The sequence below is a fragment of the Mycobacterium sp. genome (assembly GCF_035506235.1).
Classification (GTDB): domain Bacteria; phylum Actinomycetota; class Actinomycetes; order Mycobacteriales; family Mycobacteriaceae; genus Mycobacterium.
Window position 1 is genome coordinate 1 of record NZ_DATJPU010000187.1, and the last position, 21167, is coordinate 21167.

The following is a 21167-nucleotide window of genomic DNA, read 5'->3' on the forward strand; positions in this document are numbered from 1 at the left end:
GATCGCGAGGTGCCGCTCGACGGTGGAGCGGATCACCGCCTGGGCCAGCGGGTGGCGGGAGTGGACCCTCCGAGCTGGCGGCGTAGGCGAGGACCTGCTCGGGTTCCCAGGCGGGGTCGAAGGAGACCACGTTGGTCACCACAGGCCGGCCGACGGTCAGGGTGCCGGTCTTGTCGAACACGACGGCGTCTACCCGCCCGGCCGCCTCCAGGTACGAGCCGCCCTTGATCAGGATGCCGCGCCGCGCGCCGTTGCCGATCGCGGCGCTGATCGCCGTCGGGGTGGCCAGGCCCACCGCGCACGGGCACGCGATCAGCAGCATGGTCATCGCCCGGCGGACGTCGCCGGTGACGGCCAGGGTGACGGCCGAGACGATCAACGAGGTGGGAACGAAACGGCGGGAGAAGTTTTCGCCGACCGTCTCGATCGGCGCCCGGTCGTGCTGGGCCTCCTCGACCCGGGCGATGATGCGGCCGATGGTGGTCTGGTTGCCGACGGCGCGGGCGCGCACCACGAGGCGTCCGCGCACCACGACCGAGCCGGCGTGCACCCGCGAGTCGACCGTGACGCTGACGGGCAGGTTTTCGCCGGTGACCGCGGACTGGTCGACGATGGCCTCGCCGTCGACCACCTCGCCGTCCACCGGTATCGCCACGTGGTCGTGGACCACCACCTCGTCGCCGATCTGCACGCTGTCGATGGGCACCTGAACCTCTTGGCCGTCCGTCAGCCGGATCCACGCGGTGTCCTGGCTGCCGCGCAGCAATTCGGAGATGGCCCGCCGGGTCCGCCGCAGGGTGAGGTCCTGCAGGTACTCGCCGATGTTGAGCAGCCACAGCACGGTCAGGGCGACGACGTTCTCCCGCAACACCAGGCTCGCCACGGTGGCCGCCGAGACGAGCGCGTCGGTGCCGGCCCGGCCCGAGCGCAGCGAGCGCAGAGCGCCGCGCAGGAAGGGGTAGCCGGTGAAGACGGTGACCCCGGTGGCGAACAGCCGGCCGCTCGGGCCGAGCAGCGGCGGCCGGGCGAACACGTAGCGGCGCACGCCGAGCAGGGCCAGCGCCGCGCCGCCGATCACCATGCGCAGCACGTCGGCGTTGCGGATCTCCGACGAATGCGGCGCGCGCGCCGGGATCAGCTCGGCGGCGACGTGCGCGGCACCGCCGATCGCGTCCAGCACCGCTTGGCGGTCGCCGCGCCGGGGCGAATACCAGACGACCACCGAACCGGTGCGCGGGTAGGCGTGCACGGCGCGCACGCCCTGCTGCTGGGCTATGGCCGCTACGGCCTCCTCGACCGCCACGGCACGCCGGGGGTCGCCGCGCACCCACCCGACCGACACCCGCATGCGCCCGGCCGCATCCGAAAGCACCTGCAGCGCGGGGCCTTCCGCCTGTGTCAAGCGATCAGTGCTCGTGGGTGTCGGCGACCGACGGAGTGGGCGCTTCCTCGCCGATGCGCTCGCGGGCCTCGGCCATGACGTCGGCGAGCTTGAGGCGCGCCGACTCGGCGGCCTCCTCGGCCTTGCGGGTGCCGCGCAGCCCCAGTTCCGCGGCCGACACCGCGGTCTCGTGCAGTGGCGCCTTGGCCATGGCCTTGCGCACCACCTCGTAGGCCGTCACGCCGACCAGGCCGGTGACCACCGTCCCCGCCGCCTTCGCCAAGAGCCCGTACACCGCCATCGCCTCAAACCCTCCAGTCATTGCCGCGTCGGCCCATGCTCGCACGACGTTAACATTGAAATATTGCGATATCAACATGCGTCTTCGGCCGTTGACCATTGCCCACCCCCGGCATTGAGCCTATGGTTAACGGGCGCTCGTCACTCATCGGCGGGCTCTGCCGTCTAGCAGGTGGCGGCAATCGATACCCCATGTTCCGTGGGAGGGACAACCGCGCGGCGGGACATTTCGGTTTACCGAAAGGTGCTGCCGTTCATGGCTTTTCCCATTGCGCCCGCAGATGCGGTGTTCCTGGCCGCCGAGACGGCCAACCGGCCGATGCACGTGGGCGCGCTCGCGCTGCTGAGCCCGCCGGACGGCGCCGGCCCGAGCTTTGCGCGAGACGCGTTCGCCGCCGCCGTGGATCGCGATCGGGTGGCACCGCTGTGGCGGCGGCGGCCGCGCCGCTCGGTTGGTTCGCTCGGTCAGTGGTATTGGCACACCGACGCCGCGGTCGACCTGGATTACCACGTCCGGGTCAGCGCGCTGCCGCGGCCGGGCGCCCGAAACCTGCTGTGGGACACGGTGTCCGAGCTGCACGCCGAAACGCTGGACCGGTCCCGCCCGCTGTGGCGAATGCATGTGATCGAAGGCCTCGGAGACGGTCAGTACGCCCTCTACCTGAAGATCCACCATGCGCTGGCCGACGGCGTCTCGACGATGCACCTGCTGCGGCAAACCGTCGGCCCGGACCCCGATCGGCGCGGGATGCCGGCCCTGTGGGAGGTGACCGGGCGCGCACCGAACGCCGGCGCAAACGCGCCGGCCCCCGGCGTCGGGCCCTTGGCCGCCGCCCGGCGGGTGTTCGCCGCGGCCCGCGACCTGGCGAGCGTTCCGCCGGCGCTGGCCGACACGGCGTGGCGGGCGGCGCGCCGGCGCGGCGGTCCGCTGACCCTGACCGCCCCGCGCACGCCGTTCAATGTGTCGATCGAGGGCGCCCGGTCCTTCGCCGGCCGCAGCTTCGCGATCGATCGGCTGCGGCTGGTCGCCAAGCACACCGACGCGACCCTCAACGACGTCGTGCTCGCCATGTGCGGAGGGGCGCTGCGCCGCTATCTTCTCGCCCGGCACGCGCTGCCGGGCTCGTCGCTGATGGCGACCGTGCCTGTCTCGCTGCGTGGCGACGAACCCTTCGGCGCGCCAGACCCGGTGCCGGGCAACAAGATCGGGACGCTGGCCTGCTGCCTGGGCACACACCTGGCCGACCCCGCCGAGCGGCTGGCGGCCGTGCAGGCCAGCATGCGCGAGGGAAAGGCGGCGTTGGCGGGCCGAACCCGGACGCAGGTGCTGGCGATGAGCGCGCTCGGCGCCACCCCGCTCGCGCTCGCCGTCGCGCTGGGCCGCGCGGCCGGACCGCTTCGCCCGCCGAACGTGATGATCTCCAACGTCCGGGGACCCGAGGACCCGCTGTACTGGAACGGCGCCCGCTTCGATGCGCTGTACCCGCTGTCGGTCGTGGCCGACGGCCAGGCCCTCAACATCACCTGCACGAGCATCAATCACCAGGTCTCGTTCGGATTGACGGGCTGCCGCCGCGCCGTTCCCCGGATCGACACGCTCGCCGATGCCCTCGGCCGCGAACTCGATCTGCTCGACGCCTTCCACCGGATCGGGCGGACGCGACGCGGTGGGCGCCGCGGCCCGCGACGACGCCGCATGTGACGCTCGCCGGGCCCTAGAGGACCCGGGTGACCTTTTCCGTCTCGATCCTGCGCTGCAGCGCCGCCGGGTCGGGGTTGGCCACCTGCACTAGCGACGCGCCGGCGGCCAGGATTGCCAGCAGGCCGTCCACCAGATCGCCGGGTCGCGTCCAGGACGCGCTGGACAGCACCCGGTCCGCGGCCGTCAATCCCCTTGCGGCGGCGGATCTTCGGCAATCGGCCAGGACCTCGTCCACCGAGCGTCCGGCCAGCGCGGGACCCGGGCGGCGTTCGCCGACGATCTGGTCGGCGTGGACCCGCACGGCGGTGGCGTAGTCGGTCACGCCGATCGGCACGTCCGGTGCCGGCCGGCCGAACGGGTCCAGCGACAGCACCGCCACCTCGCCGGCGCCCGTTTCGTCCGCCTCGTCGAGCCGCTCCGCGGTGCACAGCGCCAGGTCGGCGGGGCCGTCGAGCACCGCCTCGGCCCCGATCCACCACACCCCGAACAGGACGGCCGCCGTCTGCCAGTGCGCCGGCAGCAGGATCGCGACCCGGCTTTCCGGGCTGGCGCCCAGCTCGTCGCGCAACAGGTTGCCGGTCTTGGCGGCCCAGTTGGCCAGGGTCGCCGCGGACAACTCGATCCGCTCGCCGGTCGCGTCGTCGTAGTAGGTGATGCGCGGGCCGACCGGGTCGTCCCGCAGCATCGGGTCCAGGATGGCGCCGGCGAGCGTGCTCAGTTGATGCACTCGGGCTTGTCGGAGCCGGCGGTGAGGATCGGCGACGGCGGCGGCACGTTCGGGTCGGCCCCCGGTGCCGGGAAGGCCCCGGCGTTCGACACCCGGGCGGACACGGCGGAGCCGCCGCCGCCCGACAGCCCCGAGCCGGGCCCGGTGTAGTCGTTGGCCAGCACCACCCGGACCGAGCCGGGCGGCAGGGAGGGGTCGGCGACGACCGGCAGGCCGCCGAGCTCCTTGGCGACCTCCTGCGCGCCGAGGTCGTCGGTCTTGGCGGCGCGCACCTGGCTGCTCTTGACGTGGCCGCCGTCATTGTTGCCGACGGTGCCGGTGGCGAATCCCTTGGCGCTCAACACCTCTGACACCGACGCCGCCAGGCCGTTGATGTCGGTGTCGTTGACCACGCTGGCGGTGGTCTTCGCCGGGGTGTAGGCCAGTTCCTCGGTCTTGCCCTGGGCCTGGTCGTGCAGCAGGCCGGCGACCCACTCCTGTACCTGGTGCGGGTCCACCCGCACCACGCTTTGCATGCCGTCGTCGCTCCAGCCGGCCCCGTCGAGCACCGGGACGGTGGCGAAGGCGACGTTGCCGCCGGCCAGCTTCTGCATCTGCTGGACGAAATCCATGACGTCCCAACCCGAGGAGATCACCACCGAGCGCTGGACGGCCGCCTCCAGCCGGCGCAGCGTGGTGGGGCTGGACAGCGTCTTGCCGGAGATGACCCGGTGGGCCAGCGACGCCATCACCACCTGCTGGCGCACCACGCGGTCCAGGTCGCCGCGCGGCAGGTCGTGGCGCTGGCGCACGAAGCTGAGCGCCTCCGGGCCGTCGAGCCGTTGCTGTCCGGCCGGGAAGTCGGCGCCCGAAAGCGGTTCGAAAACAGGCTGTTTGAGGCAGACGTCGACGCCGCCGAGCGCGTCGGTGATCAACGCGAAACCGAGCAGGCCGATCTCGGCGTAGTGGTCGACGGTGACGCCGGTGAGGTCGGCGACGGTCTTGATCAGGGCCTCGCGGCCGGCCTCGGTGCCCTGGGCCGCCGCTTCGGCGGCGGAAGCGCCGGCCTTGACGAGGCTGGCCCGCTTGGCCTCCCTGGTCTGGCCGTAGACGCCGTTGATCTTGGTCTTGCCCAGGCCGGGGGCCGCGACGTAGGAGTCCCGGGGGATCGAGATCGCGGTGGCCGACTTCCCGTTGTTCGGTATCCGGATCAGGATGATCGTGTCGGTGTTGGTGGCTTCCTCGTCGCCGGCCCGCAGGGTGGCCAGCTCCTCCTGGGACAGCGGGTTGCCGTGCGCATCGGTGCGGCTGTCCAGCCCGACCAGCAGGATGTCGATCGCGCCGTCGTCGCCGCCCTTGCCCAGCGAGGGCGCGGACATGTGGAAGATGCCGTCCTCGAAGGACCGGACATTGCCCCAGGCCATTCCGGTGCCGACGACGACCGCGGTGGTCAGGACACTGGCAACCACACGAAGCACACGTTGCACAGGCATCACACTAGGTTACTTGCGACACAGCCGCTTCGCGGGTAGCCGGGGGCGGCGTGCCCGCGCCGTGCCAAACTCGACACATGTCGGGCAGGTCGGAAAGAATCGCGATCACTGGAGCCGGGGGGCAACTGGGCAGCTGTTTGGCCGCGCTGGCGAGCGAGCGGGGGCGCGAGGTGCTCGCGCTGGCGTCGGCGCAGTGGGACATCACCGACCCGGCGGCGGCCGAACGGATCATCCGCAACGGCGACGTGGTCATCAACTGCGCGGCCTACACCGACGTCGACGGCGCCGAGAGCGACCAGGCACGCGCATACGCGGTCAACGCGACCGGGCCGGAAATCCTCGCGCGGGCGTGCGCGCGGGTCGGCGCCCGCCTGATCCACGTCTCCACCGACTACGTCTTCAGCGGCAACTTTGACGGCGGGCCGCCCCGACCCTACGAGCCGAGCGACGAAACCGACGCGCGCGGCGTCTACGGGCTGAGCAAGCTCGCCGGCGAAAACGCCGTCCTGGCGGCGCTGCCGGGGGCCCGGGACGGGATAATCGTCCGGACCGCCTGGCTCTACACCGGCGGAACCGGCAAGGACTTCGTCGCCGTCATGCGCCGCCTGGCCGCCGGGGACGGACCGGTGAACGTCGTCGACGACCAGGTCGGGTCTCCGACCTACGTGGCCGACCTGGCCGTCGCGCTGCTGCAGGTCGCCGACGAGGGCGTGCCCGGCCCCATCCTGCACGCCGCCAACGAGGGTGCGGTGTCCCGCTTCGAGCAGGCCCGCGCGGTGTTCGAGGAGTCCGGCGCCGACCCCGAGCGGGTGCGGCCCGTCAGCACCGATGAGTTTCCGCGCCCGGCGCCGCGGCCGACCTACTCCGCGCTGGGCTCCCGGGAGTCCGCCGCGGCGGGCCTGACGCCGCTAAGACCCTGGCGCGCTGCGCTTGTCGCGGCGCTGGCCGCAGCGGGCAGTGACCGACCGTTACCCTCTACGCGTGACTGACATCCTGCCGGTCGTGACGGTGACCTACTCGCCGGGCCCGCACCTGGAGCGGTTCCTGGCCTCCTTGTCGCTGGCCACCGAGCGCCCCGTCAGCGTGCTTTTGGCCGACAACGGCTCCACCGACGGAACCCCGCAGGCCGCGGTCGAGCGCTACCCGAACGTGCGGCTCTTCGAGACCGGGGCCAACCTCGGGTATGGGACGGCCGTGAACCGCGCGGTGGCGCAGCTGTCCGAGGTTGGTGGGGTCGACGACGACTGGGTGATCGTGGCCAACCCCGACGTGCAGTGGGGCCCGGGCAGCATCGACGCCCTGCTGGACGCCGCCACCCGCTGGCCGCACGCCGGCGCCCTGGGCCCGCTCATCCGGGATCCGGACGGGTCGGTGTATCCGTCGGCGCGCCACCTGCCCAGCCTGATCCGCGGCGGCATGCACGCGGTGATCGGGCCGTTCTGGAAGGCCAACCCGTGGACGGCGGCATACCGCCAGGAGCGGCTGGAGCCCAGCGAACGGGCGGTGGGCTGGTTGTCGGGGTCGTGCCTGCTGGTGCGGCGGTCGGCCTTCAGCCAGGTCGGCGGCTTCGACGAGCGCTACTTCATGTACATGGAGGACGTCGACCTGGGCGACCGGCTGGGCAAGGCGGGCTGGCTGAGCGTCTACGTGCCGTCCGCGGAAGTCCTGCACCACAAGGGTCACTCCACCGGACACGACCCGGCGAGCCACCTTGCGGCCCATCACAAAAGCACGTATTTATTCTTGGCCGATCGGAATTCCGGTCGGTGGCGCGCGCCGCTGCGCTGGACGCTGCGGGCCTCGTTGGCGGCGCGTTCGCGCCTGATGGTGCGCAGTTCGCTGCGCAGCCGGAAACGGAACCTGGCGGAAGGAGGGCCCTGAAGTGGCAGGCCCTGACGTCGACGCCGTGGTCCTGGTGGGGGGCAAGGGCACCCGGCTGCGGCCGCTGACGCTCTCGGCCCCGAAGCCGATGCTGCCCACCGCCGGGCTGCCGTTCCTGACCCACCTGCTGTCGCGGATCGCCGCGGCCGGCATCGGGCACGTCATCCTGAGCACGTCATATCAGCCCCAGGTGTTCGAGGCCGAATTCGGCGACGGCTCCAAGCTGGGCCTGCAGATGGAATACGTGACCGAGGAGAGTCCGCTGGGCACCGGCGGCGGCATCGCCAACGTCGCCGGCCACCTGCGTCACGACACCGTGATGGTGTTCAACGGCGACGTGTTGTCCGGCGCCGACCTGGGTCAGCTGCTCGAATTCCATGAGGACGAGCGCGCCGACGTCACCCTGCACCTGGTGCGCGTGGGCGACCCGCGGGCGTTCGGCTGCGTGCCCACCGAAAACGGCCGCGTCACGGCGTTTCTCGAGAAGACCCAGGATCCGCCGACCGACCAGATCAACGCCGGCTGCTATGTCTTCGAACGCGCCGTCATCGACCGGATCCCCAGGGGCCGCGAGGTCTCGGTGGAGCGCGAGGTGTTCCCGGCCCTGCTCTCCGACGCCGACGTCAAGGTCTGCGGCTACGTCGACGCCACCTACTGGCGCGATATGGGCACCCCGGAAGACTTCGTCCGCGGATCGGCGGACCTGGTCCGCGGGATCGCCCCGTCGCCGGCCCTGCACGGCCACCGCGGCGAACAGCTGGTGCACGACGGTGCGGCGGTGGCGCCGGGCGCGGTGCTGGTCGGCGGCACGGTCGTCGGGCGCGGCGCCGAGATCGGCCCCGGCGTCCGGCTGGACGGGGCGGTCATTTTCGACGGCGCCAAGGTCGAGGCCGGCAGCGTGATCGAGCGCTCGATCATCGGCTTCGGCGTGCGCATCGGTCCTCGGGCGCTGATCCGCGACGGGGTGATCGGCGACGGCGCCGACATCGGCGCCCGCTGCGAGCTGCTGCGCGGCGCCCGGGTCTGGCCCGGTGTCTCCATCCCCGACGGCGGGATCCGCTACTCGAGCGACGTCTGAGCCAAGGCCCCTCTTTCCGCCGAGATCGACGCTACCGTGACGCCCACTCGAACTTCTTCGCGCTGGCGTCGATTTCGGTGAACCTGTCGGTGGTCCCGTCCACCATCTCCTCATGGGGGAGGTGTTCTTAGGCGGCGAAGCGATCGCAGCCGCCACGTTGACCGAATACCAGCTGCGCCGGTGGTATCGGCCGATCTTTCGCGATGTCTACATCCCGAAGCGGCACGAGCCGTCGCTGGATGACCGAATCCTCGGCGCCTGGCTCTGGTCGCGCCGGCGGGCGGTGATCGCGGGGGCCGCGGCCTCCGCTCTGCACGGTGCGCGGTGGGTCGGCGCGGACACGCCCGTTGAGCTCGTCTCGAAGAACGCCCGGCCCCAGCGCGGGCTGATCGTGCGCAACGAAACGCTGGCTGCCGACGAAGTGACCGCCATCAAGCGGCTGCCGGTGACATCCGTCGCCCGCACCGCCTTCGACCTCGGTCGCCACCTGCCGCGCGGTCCCGCGCTGGCGCGACTCGACGCGCTGATGCGTGCGAAGCCGTTCTCATTCGAGGATGTCTCCATCTTGGCGAAGCGGTACAAAGGCGCACGTGGTTTGCGACGGCTTACAGATGTGCTGCCCCTGGTGGACGGCGGCGCCGCCTCGCCGAGGGAAAGCTGGCTGCGGCTGCTCCTCATCGACGCCGGCCTGCCGAAACCGACTACGCAGATACCGGTGAACGACGGCTGGCGATTAGTCGGTTTGCTGGATATGGGCTGGGAGGACTACATGGTCGCCCTGGAGTATGACGGCGACCAACACCGCACCGACCGAAGGCAATTCGTCAAGGACATCGACCGGCTGGCGAAGTTCGCCGACCTGGGCTGGACCGTGATCCGGGTCGTCGCCGAGCATCGGCCCGACGAGATTGTCCGCCGTGCGCGCGAGGCCCTCGTCCGCCGCGGCTATCGCCGAGATTGACGTCAGCGTTCGGGTTACTCGCACTTTTCCGCGCTGGCGTCGATTTCGTTGGCGCGAGCCACCAGATACGCCAGGGCGTGGTCGGTTCCGTGCGGCAGCGCATCGGCCGGCCACCACCGCAGGTCGTCGGACTCGTCGCTGATGGCGATCCGCGCGCCGGCCGGCGCGTGCACCACGAATTGCAGGTCCAAGTGGCGCGTCGGCACGCCCAGCGAGCAGGTGACGGGGTGGACGTGCACGGCGGCCAGCCTGGGATCGATGCGCAGGCCGGCGACACCGGATTCCTCGGTGGCCTCGCGCAACGCCGCCGCGACGACGTCGGCGTCGTCGTCGTCGCAGTGCCCGCCCAGCTGCACCCACCGGCCCAGCCGCGGGTGCAACGTCAGCAGCACCTGCGAAGCGGTGTGGTCGAGCACCAGCGCCGACGCCGTGACGTGGCCCGGCACGCACTCGCGGCGGCAGGCGTCGGGGCGGCCGTGCACGAAGGCCAGCACGGCGTGCCGCAGCGAATCCTGCGCCGGGCCGGGGGCCCGCCAGTCGCTCAGCAGCGAGATCGCGGATTCGCGGAGGCTCAACGGGATCCGCGCCTCGTCCGGCGATCCCGCAGCGAAACCCAGGCCGCGCGGCATGCCCCGACCACCTCGGCGGACAGGCCGAGCCCGTCGATCAGGACCTGACGGTCGACGAGGTCGAGCGCCTTGTCGATCTCGTTGGCCCGCAAGAGCAGGTCGACGTCGCAGGCGAGTTCGGCGCCGGCGTGCCGCGGCGCGGGAAGGGGAAGCTGCTCGGCTTCCGCGGGCTCCAGCTCCAAGACGCCCCCGCCGTAGCTGCGGCCGAGGATTTCGGAGAAGGCGAACGTCACGCTGTTGTGGAACACCGCGGCCAGCGCGCCCGGTTCGACACCGGGCGCAAGCCGCACCCGGTGCACGGTGTCGGTGCTCGTCGCGGCCGCCGCGTTGACGGTCAGCCGCGGGGCCCGGTGGATCTGGCGCAGCAGGAACAGGTCGGGGATCCACAGCGAGGGGGTGACCCACCACGGCTCGCGGATCGAGCACTTGTAGCCGCGGTGCACGCCGGCCGCCTCACCGGCGCCGATGTGCGCGACCAGGGCGGCGTCGCCCGGCTCGGCCGGCGCGTTGAGCAGCCAGGTCCGGTGGCCGGCGGCGACGTCGCTTGCCCGGCAGTCGGCGTCGTAGACCAGCCCGGACAGCTGCGCGCTGCGCGAGACCAGCGGCACGCAGTGGCGCCGCAGCGCGAGGTCGGCGGCTTGGGCGTCGGTGAGCGTGAAAAAGCTGTTGCGGCCCGTCACGATTCCCACGTCCACCTCGGCGACGGATCCGAGCCGGGTCATGGCGTGTGACTGCCTGAGCGTGCGCAGCATCCGGATCGCGGCGGGGTCCAGGAAGTACTTGGTCCACTTCTCCTCTTCGTGCAGCAGGGCAGGCGCTGAAGGAAGATGCGGCACGCCCAGGTCCGCGCCGGCCAGAGCGGCGGCGTCGCGGAGATGGACCGTCCGTATTCGCGCGGGACCCGCGCCGACGACGCCGCAGAACACCACGACCTCCTGCAGGATGCCGTCGAACACCAACCGCTCGAACGTCAGCAGCGTGATCTCGGAAAAGCGGCTCAGCAGATACTCGCGCAGCTGGGCGGCATAGCCGACCTGCAACAGCTCGGCCGGGAGCACCAGGCCCACCCGCCCGCCGTCGCGCACCAAGAGCGTGCTGGCGACGACGAACGGGACCCAGGCGTTGGTGAGCCTGCTGGGGCGCAAACCCTCGCGGCGCATGAGTTCCAGGGCGGGTTCCCGCTCGCCGGCGGCCCAGTTGCCGAACCGGATGTAGGGCGGGTTGCCCGCGGCGCCGTCCCAGCCGCCCGCCTCCGCGCGGGCCAGCCAGGTGAACAGGTTTTCGGCGTCGACGGGAGCGAACCGCCGGGACTTGGCCGCCTCCCGCGCGACCAGCTCCACGCCGTGCGCCCGGCTGCCGAGCTTGGCGAGCTCGCGCAAAATCTGGCCGTCGCCGCAGGAGGGCTCGACGATCCGCGGACCGGCCTCGCGGACCCAGCGGGCCAGGAACCGGGCCACCGGGGCCGGCGTGTAGTAGCCGCCGCGGACCTTGTCGGCCGACGCCGGCGTCTTGCCCGCGAAACCCATGGCCTCAAGTATCACTTGCGGATCAACAAATCCCCGGGGTCTCCCGCGTCGCGCGGCCCGGCGGGCTCCTCGGCGTAGCCGATCGCGATGGCGCCCAACGGCTCCCAGTCGGCGGGCAGCCGGAGTTCGGCGCCGACCAGCTCGGCGGCAAAGATCGTCGAGCCGATCCAGCAGCTGCCCACCCCGCGCACCGCCAGCGCGACCAGCAGGGCCTGCACGGCCGCGCCGACCGCGACCGTGAACATGGTGTGCTCGGCGCCGGTGCGGGCCGCATCGGGATAGACGTGGGCGCCCTCGGGGACCAGGAACGGGATCACCACTTCCGGTGCGTCGTAGAGGATCTGCCCGCGCGCCACCCGCCGGTCGATCGAATCGGCGGGCCGGCCGTCACCGGCGAGGTCGGAGCGCCACTTGTCCTTCATGCGGTCGAGCAGCCTCATCCGCGTGGCCGGCGTCTGCAACCACACGAACCGGACCGGCCGGGTGTGGTGGGGGGCCGGCGCGGTGAGGGCCTCGGCGACGGCCTCCTCGATCAGTCCCGGCGGCACGGGCCGGGCGCTGAACCGTCGCACCGACCGGCGCAACAGCTGGGCCTGCCGGCGGCCCAGGTCGAGGGCCTCGGCGGTGCCGAGCCAGAACAGGTCTTCCTCGCCGGGCCGCAGCAACTGCCGGGCCGTCGAACCGTCGTCGGTCACGGAAAGCCCGCGCACCACGGCCACCGGCACCGCGGTCAGTTTGCCCTTGACCAGATCGGCCGCGGCCGCGACCTCGTCGGCGATGGCGATCTCGGTGACCACCAGCTCGTTGCCGTGCGCATCGACTGCCCCGGAATAGCCGTGCAGCACCCGAAGACCGGCCGCACCGACGGCCGCGTCGGTCTGGCCGTTGCGCCAGGCACGGCCCATCGTGTCGGTGACGACGACGGCGACGTCGACGCCGAGGCGCTCGCGCAGCCCGGCGCGCAGCGTCGCGGCGCTGGCGTCGGGGTCGACCGGCAGCAGCGCCAGCTCGTCGCGGCCGACGTTGGACCCGTCCACGCCGGCGGCGGCCTGGACCAGACCGAGCCGGTTCTCGGTGATCAGGGTTCGGCCCTTGCGCGCCAGCACGCGCACCGCCTCGTCTTCGACGAGCTTGCGGCGCAGCCGATCGCGCTGCTCGCCATCCTGGGGGGCCGGCACCAGGCGCCCCTCGCACTTGGACACCACTTTGCTGGTCACCACCACGACGTCCCCGTCGCGCAGCCAGGGCGCCGCCGCGGCGACGGCCGCGCCCAGGTCGTCACCGGGCCGGAACTCGGGGAGCCCGGCGACGGGCAGGATCTCGACGGTGGCCGCGGTGCCGTGCTCGCTCACCGGGCCACGCCCGCAAGCTCCAGCCCGGCGGCGACCATCTCGGCCGTCGCCCCGGGGTCGCTCATCAACAGCGGCACCGCGCGCACGGCCACCCCCTCGATGCCGGCCTCGTCGCCCTCGTGGACCAGCCAGCCGTCCAGGATCCCGGTGCCGACCCGCGCCCCGAAATGCCGGCCGACCGCCTCGGCGGTGGACTGCACCCCGATCACGGACAGGCAGGCATCGGCCATGCCGCGCAACGGCTTTCCGCCGATGATCGGGGAGTAGCCGACGACCGGGCCGCGGGCCGCCCGCAGCGCCCCGCGGATGCCCGGGACGGCGAGGATGGCCCCGACGCTGACCACCGGGTTGGACGGCGCCAGCAGGATGACGTCGGCATCGGCGATGGCCGACACCGCTTCGGCTGCGGCGCTTGCCTTTTCGGCGCCGACGAACGCGAAGCTGTGCGTGGGCACCTGCGCGCGGTAGCGCACCCACCACTCCTGGAAGTGGATCGCCCGGCGGCCGCCGTCGGCCGGATCGGTGATCACGACGTGGGTTTCACAGCGGTCGTCGGTGGCCGGCAGCAGTCGCGCGCCCGGTTGCCAGCGATCGCACAGCGCGGTGGTGATCTGCGACAGCGGGTAGCCCGCGTTCAGCATCTGGGTGCGCACCAGGTGGGTGCCCAAGTCGCGGTCGCCGAGCTGGAACCAGTCGGGCTGCACGCCGTAGCGCGCCAATTCCTCCTTGGCGTGCCAGGTTTCGTCGCGGTGACCCCACCCGCGCTCCGGGTCGACGCCTCCACCTAAGGTGTACATGCAGGTGTCCAAATCCGGACAGACGCGCAACCCGTGGATCCAGGCGTCATCGCCGACGTTGACGATCGCGGTCAGCTCGTGGCTGTCGGTTGATGGGCGCTGTTGCGTTTGGAACTGACCCAGCCCGAGCAGCTGTTGAACCCCCAGCAGGAAACGGGCGCCGCCAACCCCACCCACCAAGACGGTGACCTTCACTTGACCTTCACAGGGCTCGACAGTACTGCGCGACGACCAAGCGGTCGTGGGCCGTCAACGGCCGGCTGACCGGATGTGATGGACACGCCGAAGATCCCAAAACAACAGAAACGCCGAAATTTCGTCACGAGATGATATGGAAATTGGCCTTTGCGCTTGACCAGGCAGGTCAACAAGTGTCTAATCACATCAGTGTCATTTCCCGGTTGGCCGGCCGATTCCGGTGTCGCAGACCGAGATTCGATCACTTGTTCGAATTGTCTGTACATCAGAACAGTGGGAATCACTCACTCTCTCAAATCAAAGCTGAGGAGGCGGACGAAGCATGTCTTATGAGCACCTTCGGGGCGTTATGACAGGCACACCGCACACCATGATCGGCTCGGCGCTGGCGGCACCCGTCCGTCCGCACCTGACTGTGGTTCCCGACGCCCCAGTCGCTTTCGAGCCCGAGCCCCTGCCGCCGGCGACCCCGGATCAGTGGCAGGACCGCGCGCTGTGCGCCCAGACCGATCCCGAGGCGTTCTTCCCCGAGAAGGGCGGCTCCACCCGCGAGGCAAAGAAGATCTGCCTGGGTTGCGAGGTTCGCCACGAGTGCCTGGAGTACGCCCTGGCGCACGACGAGCGCTTCGGCATCTGGGGCGGTCTCTCCGAGCGCGAGCGACGCCGCCTCAAGCGCGGCGTTATCTGACCTTCGCGCGGCTGCGCGGTATTCGGGTCATTCGTCGTCGATCGTGGGGTCGATGACCGAGGGCTCGACGTCCAGGTAGATGGCCACCTGGGCCACCAGAATCTCATGCAACAACTCGCCAAGTTCGACGGTGTCCTTGGCCCGTCGCTCAATCGGCTTGCGGAACAACACAATTCGTGGGCGCGTGGCGTTGCCGCGGACATCGACGCCGGCGGGGATCAGCCGGGCGAGCGCGATCGGCCCGTCGGCGATGACCTCCGGCGGCCACTGCACGCTGTCGGGGTCCTTGGCGGCGATGCGCGGGATCTCGTCGACGGCGACGTCGAGCTCGGACACCCGCTCCTGCCAGCGCCGCTCGATGGGCTCGTAGGCCTCCAGCACCGCCATGTCGAACCGCTCCGCGCGGCTGCGCCATCCGGGCACCGTCGGCGGCAGCAGCGGACCGCGCATGCCGCGGCCCCGGCGCGCCGCCCGGTAGGAAGCCGAGGGACGCCCCGGCCGATCGCTTTGCGGGGAGCCGCGGGAATCGCCCACGCGCCGATGGTAACGGTTGTACATCGTGGGTCGAGCAGATGCGCGTGTCCGGCGCTTCCGTGGCGTTTGCGCACGATAGCCTTTCGGCGTGAACGTTCCCCGTCGCTGTTGCCGGCCCGGGTGTCCGCACTACGCCGTGGCGACCCTGACGTTCGTCTACTCGGACTCGACGGCAGTGGTGGGCCCGCTGGCCACCGCGCGCGAACCGCACTCGTGGGACCTGTGCGTCGGCCACGCCGGCCGGATCACGGCACCCCGCGGCTGGGACCTCGTGCGTCACGCCGGACCCCTGATCTCTGAGCCCACCCACCCCGACGAGGACGACCTGGTCGCCCTGGCCGACGCGGTGCGTGAGGGCCGCCCGGGCGACGTGGGGCTGTCCCGTCCGGCCGCCGGCGCGCCCCGGAACGGCTTTGACGGCTTCACCGATTCCCACATCCACGCCGGAGCCCAGGCCACCGCGCCGAGCAGCGGGCTGCTCGCGCCACCTGAGCACCGCTCCGGGCGCCGCCGCGGACATTTGCGGGTGTTGCCGGACCCCTCCGACTAGCTCTGACTAGCCGGGTCTCGCTCTGACTGGCCGGGTCGAACGCGCCGCAGGTTTTTCCCGGGCCGATAGGCTGACGCCAAGGGTCCCACCGTCAGGAGCGTCAGGAGTTTCCCATGTCTCGGTCCGCCGCGACCGTTCGCCGCGTCGTCAAGGCGTATGACGTCCGCGGGCTGGTCGGCGAGGAGCTCGACGAGTCGCTGGTTACCGATCTGGGCGTCGCGTTCGCCGCGTTGATGCGCGGCGAGGGCGCCCGGCAGGTGGCGCTCGGCCACGACATGCGGGACAGTTCGCCGGCGCTGTCCGCGGCCTTCGCGCGCGGGGTGATGAGCCAGGGCCTGGACGTGGTCCGGATCGGTTTGGCGTCCACCGACGAGCTCTATTTCGCCTCCGGGCTGCTGGACTGCCCGGGCGCGATGTTCACCGCGAGCCACAACCCGGCGGCCTACAACGGCATCAAGCTGTGCCGGGCCGGCGCCAAACCGGTCGGGGCGGACACGGGGCTGAGCACCATCAGCGACGACGTGATCGCCGGGGTCGGGGCGTACGACGGCCCGCCCGGGACGGTGACCGATCGCGACGTGCTGGCCGAGTACGGGACGTTCCTGCGTTCGCTGGTGGACACCTCCGGGCTGCGCCCGCTGCGGGTGGCCGTGGACGCCGGCAACGGCATGGCCGGCCACACCGCCCCGGCCGTCCTCGGCCCGATCGACTCGATCACCTTGCTGCCGTTGTACTTCGAACTCGACGGGTCGTTTCCCAACCACGAGGCCAACCCGCTGGACCCGGCCAACCTGGTGGACCTGCAGGAATTCGTTGGGGCCGTCGGTGCTGATATAGGGCTGGCCTTCGACGGCGACGCCGACCGGTGCTTCGTGGTCGACGAGCGCGGGCATCTGGTGTCGCCGTCGACGGTGACCAGCCTGGTGGCCGCCCGCGAGCTGGGCCGGGAGATCGGCGCCACGATCATCCACAACGTGATCACTTCGCGCGCGGTGCCCGAACTGGTCACCGAGCGCGGCGGCACCCCGCTGCGCTCGCGGGTCGGCCACTCCTACATCAAGGCGCTGATGGCCGACACCGGCGCGATCTTCGGCGGTGAGCATTCGGCGCACTACTACTTCCGCGATTTCTGGGGCGCCGACTCCGGGATGCTGGCGGCTCTCTACGTGCTGGCCGCCCTCGGCGAGCAGCGTGGCGCCCCAGGGCCCCCAAGAACATTGTCGGAGCTGGCCGCCGACTACCAGCGCTACGAATCGTCCGGCGAGATCAACTTCACGGTGGCCGACGCGCCGGCTTGCGTGGACGCGGTGCTGAAATCCTTCGGCAGCCGGATTCAGTCCATCGATCACCTGGACGGGGTGACGGTCGATCTGGGCGACGGCAGCTGGTTCAACCTCCGCAGCTCCAACACCGAGCCGTTGCTGCGGCTCAATGTGGAGGGGCGCACCACCGAGGACGTCGACGCGGTGGTCGCCCAGGTCCGGGCCGAGATCGCGGGGGCCGCCGGGTGAACGCCACCCACGCGATCGACCTCGAAGACGGCCAGGGCCTGCTCGCCGCCGACCGCGATGGCCTGCTGCGGGCGGCGTCGTCGGCGGGGGCGCAGGTGCGCGCGATCGCGGCCGCGGCCGACGAGGGCGCGCTGGACCCGCTGCGGACCAACGACCGTGCGCGCAGCCTGATCTGGGTGGCCGGCCGCGGCCCCGCCGAGACCGCCGGGGCCATGCTTGCCGCCACCATGGGCGGGGTGGCCCCCGCGCCGATAGCGCTCACCGGCGAGGTGCCGCCCTGGGTCGGCCCGCTGGACGTGCTGATCGTCGCGGGCGACGACCCCGGCGACCCCGCGCTGGTCATCGCCGCCGCCACCGGCGTACGGCGCGGCGCCCGGGTTCTCGTCGTGGCGCCCAACGAGGGTCCGCTGCGCGACGCCGCGGCCGGGCGCGCCGCAGTGCTCGAGCCGCGGATCGAGGTGCCCGACGAGTTCGGTTTGTGTCGCTACTTCGCGGCCGGGCTGGCCGCCCTGCAAACCGTCGACACCGGACGGGGCACCGATCTGGGGTCGCTCGCCGACGCGCTGGACGCCGAGGCACTGCGCAACAGCGGCGGCCGCGAGTTGTTCACCAACCCGGCCAAGGCGATCGCGGCGCGCCTGGCCGGTCGCCGGTTGGTGCTGGCGGGCGACTGCGCCGCCACGCTGGCGCTGGCCCGGCACGGCAGTTCGGTGCTGCTGCGGCTCGCACACGAGGTGGTCGCCGCCACCGGGCTGGCGGATGCCGTGCTGGCGCTGCGCGCGGCGGCGGATTCGCGTTCTGCGGGCTCGGCCGCGGTGGACGACCTCTTCCACGACGAGGAGATCGACGGGCCGCGGCCCGAGCGGTTGCGGGTGCTGGCGCTGACCCTGTCGGCCGAACAGACGGTGGTGGCGGCCCGGACCGCGGGTCTCGAGGACGTGTACCTGCTCGCTGCCGAGGACGTGCCCGACGGGCCCGGCGGCTCGGCCGGCTTTACGGTCGCGCCGGCGTTAGGGGGCGCCATCACCGCCGAGCAGCAACTGGCAGTATTGGCCGTTCGGCTGGAGATGGCCGCGGTTTACATGCGACTGGTGCGGGGATAGATAGACAAGTGGAACTGCTTCGCGGGGCCTTGAGGACGTACGCGTGGGGATCGCGCACCGCCCTGGCGGAATTCACCGGTCGCACGGTTCCGGCGGCTCACCCGGAGGCCGAGCTCTGGTTCGGCGCGCACCCCGGCGACCCGGCCTGGCTGGAAACGGACAAAGGCGAAGTCTCGTTGCTGGAGGAGCTGGTCGCCGACCCGGAGGGGCAGCTCGGCGCGGGGTCGCGCGCCCGGTTCGGGGACGTGCTGCCGTTTTTGGTCAAGGTGCTGGCCGCCGACGAGCCGCTGTCGCTGCAGGCCCATCCCAGCGCAGAGCAGGCGGTCGAGGGCTACCTGCGTGAGGAGCGACTGGGCATCCCGGTGAACTCGCCCGTCCGCAACTACCGTGACGCCTCCCACAAGCCGGAGTTGTTGGTGGCGCTGCACTCGTTCGAGGCGCTGGCCGGATTTCGGCAGGCATCGCGGACCGTGGAATTGCTGCGGGCGCTGGCCGTCTCCGACCTCGACCCGTACATCGACCTGCTGAACGACCAGTCCGACGCCGACGGCCTGCGCGCGTTGTTCACCACCTGGATCACCGCCCCGCAGCCCGACATCGACGTGCTGGTGCCGGCCGTGCTGGACGGCGCCATCCAGTACGTCAGCTCCGGGGCAACCGAATTCGCGGCCGAAGCCAAGACGGTGCTCGAACTCGGCGAACGCTATCCCGGCGACGCCGGGGTGCTGGCGGCGCTGTTGCTCAACCGCATCACCCTGGCCCCGGGCGAGGCCATCTTCGTGTCGGCCGGCAACCTGCACACCTACCTGCGCGGCTTCGCGGTCGAGGTGATGGCCAACTCCGACAACGTGTTACGCGGCGGGCTCACCCCCAAACACGTCGACGTGCCCGAGCTGCTGCGGGTGCTGGACTTCACGCCCACCACCGAGGCCCAGCTGCGCCCGCACATCCGCCGCGAGGGGTTCGGCCGGGTCTACGAGACGCCGACCGACGAGTTCGCCGTCGCCCTCTTGACGCTCGACGGCCAGTACCTCGGCCACGAGGTCGACGCGTCGTGCAGCCACGAGGGCCCGCAGATCCTGTTGTGCACCGAGGGCTGCGCGACGGTGCACGGCAAGTCCCGGTCGCTCACGCTGGAACGTGGGATGGCCGCGTGGGTGGCGGCCGACGACGGACCCATCCGGCTGGTCGCGCGGGAGCCCGCCAAGCTGTTCAGGGCGACCGAAGGGCTGTAGCTAGGCCTGATGGTGGCGACCTGGGGGCACCTCCCGCTTGCGGGGGAGTTCGCCCGGTCCCCCGCAAGCGGGAGGTGCCCCCACCGCCGCGGTCGCGATCGCCATGCGCCGGTCCCGGGCGGCTTCCCGGCGCTCGCGCAGCCACAGCCGCATGTTGTGCGCCATGGCGCGGCCGACGATCCGCGGCGGCGGGACCATGTACAGGCTGTCCAGGAGTGAGAACCGGCGCAGAAACCATTCGGCCAGAACGGGTTCGGTTTCGGCGGCCCCGAGGAACTGGTCGAACAGCGCCGCCGACGGCCGCCACCACCACGGGGCGGGCGCCTTGGTGCCGGCGTGGTGGAAGTTGACGTCGGCGACGCCGTTCATCATCCACACCGGGTAGGTGGTCTTGGCCGTGGCCCGATTCAGTTCGCGGGCGAGGTCGGGGGATCGCAGTGCGCGCCGCAGGTGACCGGCCTGCAACGACGTCATCGTCATGCCCTGCCCGAACGTGGGGTTGAAGCTGGCGACGGCGTCCCCGAAGGCGACGATGCCGGCCGGGAAGCGGTTCAGCTTGTCGTAGCGGCGCCACTTGCTGGCCGGAAACGCGTGATACGCCGGCTCGCCGATGACCTCGGCCTGCGCCAGCGCGGCGTTGAAGTGGGCCGGCAGCAGCTTGTCGGCCAGCGCCAGCATCTCCGGAAACGTCCGGGGCGGTTTGGCGCCCGCCACCCCGAACGTGGTGAGCACCCAGGTGCGGTCCTCGTAATACAGCATGCCCAGCCCGAGCGACTGGTCGTGGGAGGCGCCGGCGACCACCACCTTCTCGGCGATCAGGCCCTCCGGCATCCGGAACCGGTGGGTGGCGTAATTGATGCCGATGTCGATGGTTTCCTCGACGGGGCGCTCAAATCCCCACTGCTCCAACCACACCGGCAGCCGGGTGCCGCGGCCCGCCGCGTCGACGACGAGGTCGGCGGACACGAACTCCGGCTCGCCCTGGCCGGGCGGGTCGAGCAGCACACCGGTCACCCGCCGGCGCGCCCGGTCGAAGCGCGGCTCGAAGACCGACCGCCGCTCGATCTCGACGTTGTCGATGTCTTGCACCCGCCGGCGCAGCTGCCACTCCAGGTGCGGCCGGCTGGGCACGTAGGCGGTGAACTCGTCGCGCAAGGTGTGCCCGGTACCGAGGACGTGGCCGGCGGCGCCCAGGTGGATGCAGTCCGGCCGGTTCTCCAGCATGGGCACGCCGGCGGCCACCATGTCGTCCAGCAGGCCCGGGAACAGGCTCTCGAACTCGGCCGCCCCCCGCGCCATCAGCATGTGCAGGTGCCGGTCCTGCGGGACGGCCGCGCGGTTCGCCGGGGCGCCCGGCAACTCGTCGCGCTCGTAGACGGTCACCCGGGAGTAGCAATTCGACAGCACCCGCGCGGCACACAACCCGGCGATGCTGCCGCCGATGACTACCGCGTGGTCCCACGCGTCCCCCCCGCTGTCCGCCATCCTCGCAGACTACCCAGTACTGTGCGGTCCAACGAGCGTCGGCACTTCGGGAAGGGG

The 21167-nt window shown here is 71.6% G+C and carries 19 protein-coding genes and 1 pseudogene; 10 read left to right on the forward strand and 10 right to left on the reverse strand.

Annotated features, from left to right (window positions below; genetic code table 11):
- Positions 1–1348, reverse strand: a pseudogene (locus tag VMD50_RS17610) (heavy metal translocating P-type ATPase); the annotation flags it as partial.
- Between the two features lie 58 nt (positions 1349–1406).
- On the reverse strand, positions 1407–1682 hold the full coding sequence (locus VMD50_RS17615) for a DUF1490 family protein (protein WP_325429169.1): 276 nt from the start codon (positions 1680–1682) through the stop codon (positions 1407–1409).
- Between the two features lie 255 nt (positions 1683–1937).
- Here VMD50_RS17615 and VMD50_RS17620 point away from each other — a divergent pair, with 255 nt between their 5' ends.
- Positions 1938–3383 (forward strand): WS/DGAT/MGAT family O-acyltransferase, encoded by a 1446-nt coding sequence (locus VMD50_RS17620; RefSeq protein WP_325429075.1) that lies wholly within the window; start codon positions 1938–1940, stop codon positions 3381–3383.
- 13 nt (positions 3384–3396) lie between these two features.
- On the opposite strand, the gene VMD50_RS17625 is transcribed toward VMD50_RS17620, so the two are convergent.
- Together VMD50_RS17625 and VMD50_RS17630 are read right to left on the reverse strand one after the other, a co-directional pair.
- Positions 3397–4110 carry a TIGR03089 family protein gene (locus VMD50_RS17625; RefSeq protein WP_325429077.1) on the reverse strand — a complete coding sequence of 238 codons (714 nt, stop codon included), beginning with the start codon at positions 4108–4110 and terminating at the stop codon, positions 3397–3399.
- Entirely contained in the window at positions 4098–5585 is a 1488-nt protein-coding gene (locus VMD50_RS17630) for an LCP family protein (RefSeq protein WP_414686102.1), read from the reverse strand. Before VMD50_RS17630 ends, VMD50_RS17625 begins: the two co-directional genes overlap by 13 nt.
- 74 nt (positions 5586–5659) lie before the next feature.
- On the opposite strand from VMD50_RS17630, the gene rfbD reads away from it, so the two are divergent.
- The 4 genes from rfbD to VMD50_RS17650 all read left to right on the forward strand — a co-directional run bounded on the left by rfbD (position 5660) and on the right by VMD50_RS17650 (position 9502).
- Positions 5660–6571 (forward strand): dTDP-4-dehydrorhamnose reductase, encoded by a 912-nt coding sequence (rfbD, locus tag VMD50_RS17635; protein WP_325429081.1) that lies wholly within the window; start codon positions 5660–5662, stop codon positions 6569–6571.
- Positions 6564–7463 (forward strand): glycosyltransferase family 2 protein, encoded by a 900-nt coding sequence (locus VMD50_RS17640; RefSeq protein WP_325429083.1) that lies wholly within the window; start codon positions 6564–6566, stop codon positions 7461–7463. Before rfbD ends, VMD50_RS17640 begins: the two co-directional genes overlap by 8 nt.
- Before the next feature lies 1 nt (position 7464).
- The gene (manB, locus tag VMD50_RS17645) at positions 7465–8541 is read left to right on the forward strand and encodes a mannose-1-phosphate guanylyltransferase (protein WP_325429085.1); all 1077 of its coding nucleotides are present in this window, start codon (positions 7465–7467) and stop codon (positions 8539–8541) included.
- Between the two features lie 112 nt (positions 8542–8653).
- Positions 8654–9502: a hypothetical protein gene (locus VMD50_RS17650; RefSeq protein WP_325429087.1), complete on the forward strand. Its 849-nt coding sequence runs from the start codon at positions 8654–8656 to the stop codon at positions 9500–9502.
- Between the two features lie 14 nt (positions 9503–9516).
- Here the strand turns inward: VMD50_RS17650 and VMD50_RS17655 are convergent, their stop codons facing one another.
- From VMD50_RS17655 to cofD, 4 genes are read right to left on the reverse strand one after another with little or no spacing between them, the layout of a single operon-like run.
- The gene (locus VMD50_RS17655; RefSeq protein ID WP_414686103.1) at positions 9517–10131 is read right to left on the reverse strand and encodes an NUDIX hydrolase; all 615 of its coding nucleotides are present in this window, start codon (positions 10129–10131) and stop codon (positions 9517–9519) included.
- On the reverse strand, positions 10074–11657 hold the full coding sequence (locus VMD50_RS17660) for a class I SAM-dependent methyltransferase (protein WP_325429089.1): 1584 nt from the start codon (positions 11655–11657) through the stop codon (positions 10074–10076). The genes VMD50_RS17655 and VMD50_RS17660 overlap by 58 nt, the downstream gene beginning before the upstream one ends.
- Before the next feature lie 11 nt (positions 11658–11668).
- Positions 11669–13009 (reverse strand): coenzyme F420-0:L-glutamate ligase, encoded by a 1341-nt coding sequence (locus tag VMD50_RS17665; protein ID WP_325429091.1) that lies wholly within the window; start codon positions 13007–13009, stop codon positions 11669–11671.
- Positions 13006–14001, reverse strand: a complete 996-nt coding sequence (gene cofD / locus VMD50_RS17670) for a 2-phospho-L-lactate transferase (RefSeq protein ID WP_325429093.1) — start codon at positions 13999–14001, stop codon at positions 13006–13008. The genes VMD50_RS17665 and cofD overlap by 4 nt, the downstream gene beginning before the upstream one ends.
- Before the next feature lie 352 nt (positions 14002–14353).
- Between cofD and VMD50_RS17675 the strand changes: the two genes are divergently transcribed.
- Entirely contained in the window at positions 14354–14692 is a 339-nt protein-coding gene (locus tag VMD50_RS17675; protein WP_325429095.1) for a WhiB family transcriptional regulator, read from the forward strand.
- Positions 14693–14719: 27 nt separating this feature from the next.
- Here VMD50_RS17675 and VMD50_RS17680 read toward each other — a convergent pair whose 3' ends face one another.
- Positions 14720–15142, reverse strand: coding sequence for a metallopeptidase family protein (locus tag VMD50_RS17680; RefSeq protein ID WP_325429174.1), 423 nt, complete (start codon positions 15140–15142; stop codon positions 14720–14722).
- 172 nt (positions 15143–15314) lie between these two features.
- Between VMD50_RS17680 and VMD50_RS17685 the strand changes: the two genes are divergently transcribed.
- The 4 genes from VMD50_RS17685 to manA all read left to right on the forward strand — a co-directional run bounded on the left by VMD50_RS17685 (position 15315) and on the right by manA (position 19625).
- Positions 15315–15776: a DUF3499 domain-containing protein gene (locus tag VMD50_RS17685; RefSeq protein WP_325429097.1), complete on the forward strand. Its 462-nt coding sequence runs from the start codon at positions 15315–15317 to the stop codon at positions 15774–15776.
- 113 nt (positions 15777–15889) lie between these two features.
- On the forward strand, positions 15890–17287 hold the full coding sequence (locus tag VMD50_RS17690) for a phosphomannomutase/phosphoglucomutase (RefSeq protein WP_325429099.1): 1398 nt from the start codon (positions 15890–15892) through the stop codon (positions 17285–17287).
- Positions 17284–18390, forward strand: a complete 1107-nt coding sequence (locus VMD50_RS17695) for a TobH protein (protein ID WP_325429101.1) — start codon at positions 17284–17286, stop codon at positions 18388–18390. Before VMD50_RS17690 ends, VMD50_RS17695 begins: the two co-directional genes overlap by 4 nt.
- Positions 18391–18398: 8 nt before the next feature.
- Positions 18399–19625: a mannose-6-phosphate isomerase, class I gene (manA, locus tag VMD50_RS17700; protein ID WP_325429103.1), complete on the forward strand. Its 1227-nt coding sequence runs from the start codon at positions 18399–18401 to the stop codon at positions 19623–19625.
- On the opposite strand, the gene VMD50_RS17705 is transcribed toward manA, so the two are convergent.
- A complete protein-coding gene (locus VMD50_RS17705; RefSeq protein WP_325429105.1) occupies positions 19626–21110 on the reverse strand; it encodes an FAD-dependent oxidoreductase in 1485 nt (494 codons plus the stop codon).
- Positions 21111–21167: the final 57 nt, after the last annotated feature.

What these genes read in the sequence shown, in the direction of transcription:
- VMD50_RS17615 (WP_325429169.1), bottom strand. Translation starts at nt 1,682, where the DNA reads ATGGCGGTGTACGGGCTCTTGGCGAAGGCGGCGGGGACGGTGGTCACC.
- VMD50_RS17620 (WP_325429075.1), top strand. Translation starts at nt 1,938, where the DNA reads ATGGCTTTTCCCATTGCGCCCGCAGATGCGGTGTTCCTGGCCGCCGAG.
- rfbD (WP_325429081.1), top strand. Translation starts at nt 5,660, where the DNA reads ATGTCGGGCAGGTCGGAAAGAATCGCGATCACTGGAGCCGGGGGGCAA.
- VMD50_RS17650 (WP_325429087.1), top strand. Translation starts at nt 8,654, where the DNA reads ATGGGGGAGGTGTTCTTAGGCGGCGAAGCGATCGCAGCCGCCACGTTG.
- VMD50_RS17655 (WP_414686103.1), bottom strand. Translation starts at nt 10,131, where the DNA reads ATGCCGCGCGGCCTGGGTTTCGCTGCGGGATCGCCGGACGAGGCGCGG.
- VMD50_RS17660 (WP_325429089.1), bottom strand. Translation starts at nt 11,657, where the DNA reads ATGGGTTTCGCGGGCAAGACGCCGGCGTCGGCCGACAAGGTCCGCGGC.
- VMD50_RS17675 (WP_325429095.1), top strand. Translation starts at nt 14,354, where the DNA reads ATGACAGGCACACCGCACACCATGATCGGCTCGGCGCTGGCGGCACCC.
- VMD50_RS17680 (WP_325429174.1), bottom strand. Translation starts at nt 15,142, where the DNA reads ATGCGCGGTCCGCTGCTGCCGCCGACGGTGCCCGGATGGCGCAGCCGC.
- VMD50_RS17690 (WP_325429099.1), top strand. Translation starts at nt 15,890, where the DNA reads ATGTCTCGGTCCGCCGCGACCGTTCGCCGCGTCGTCAAGGCGTATGAC.
- VMD50_RS17705 (WP_325429105.1), bottom strand. Translation starts at nt 21,110, where the DNA reads ATGGCGGACAGCGGGGGGGACGCGTGGGACCACGCGGTAGTCATCGGC.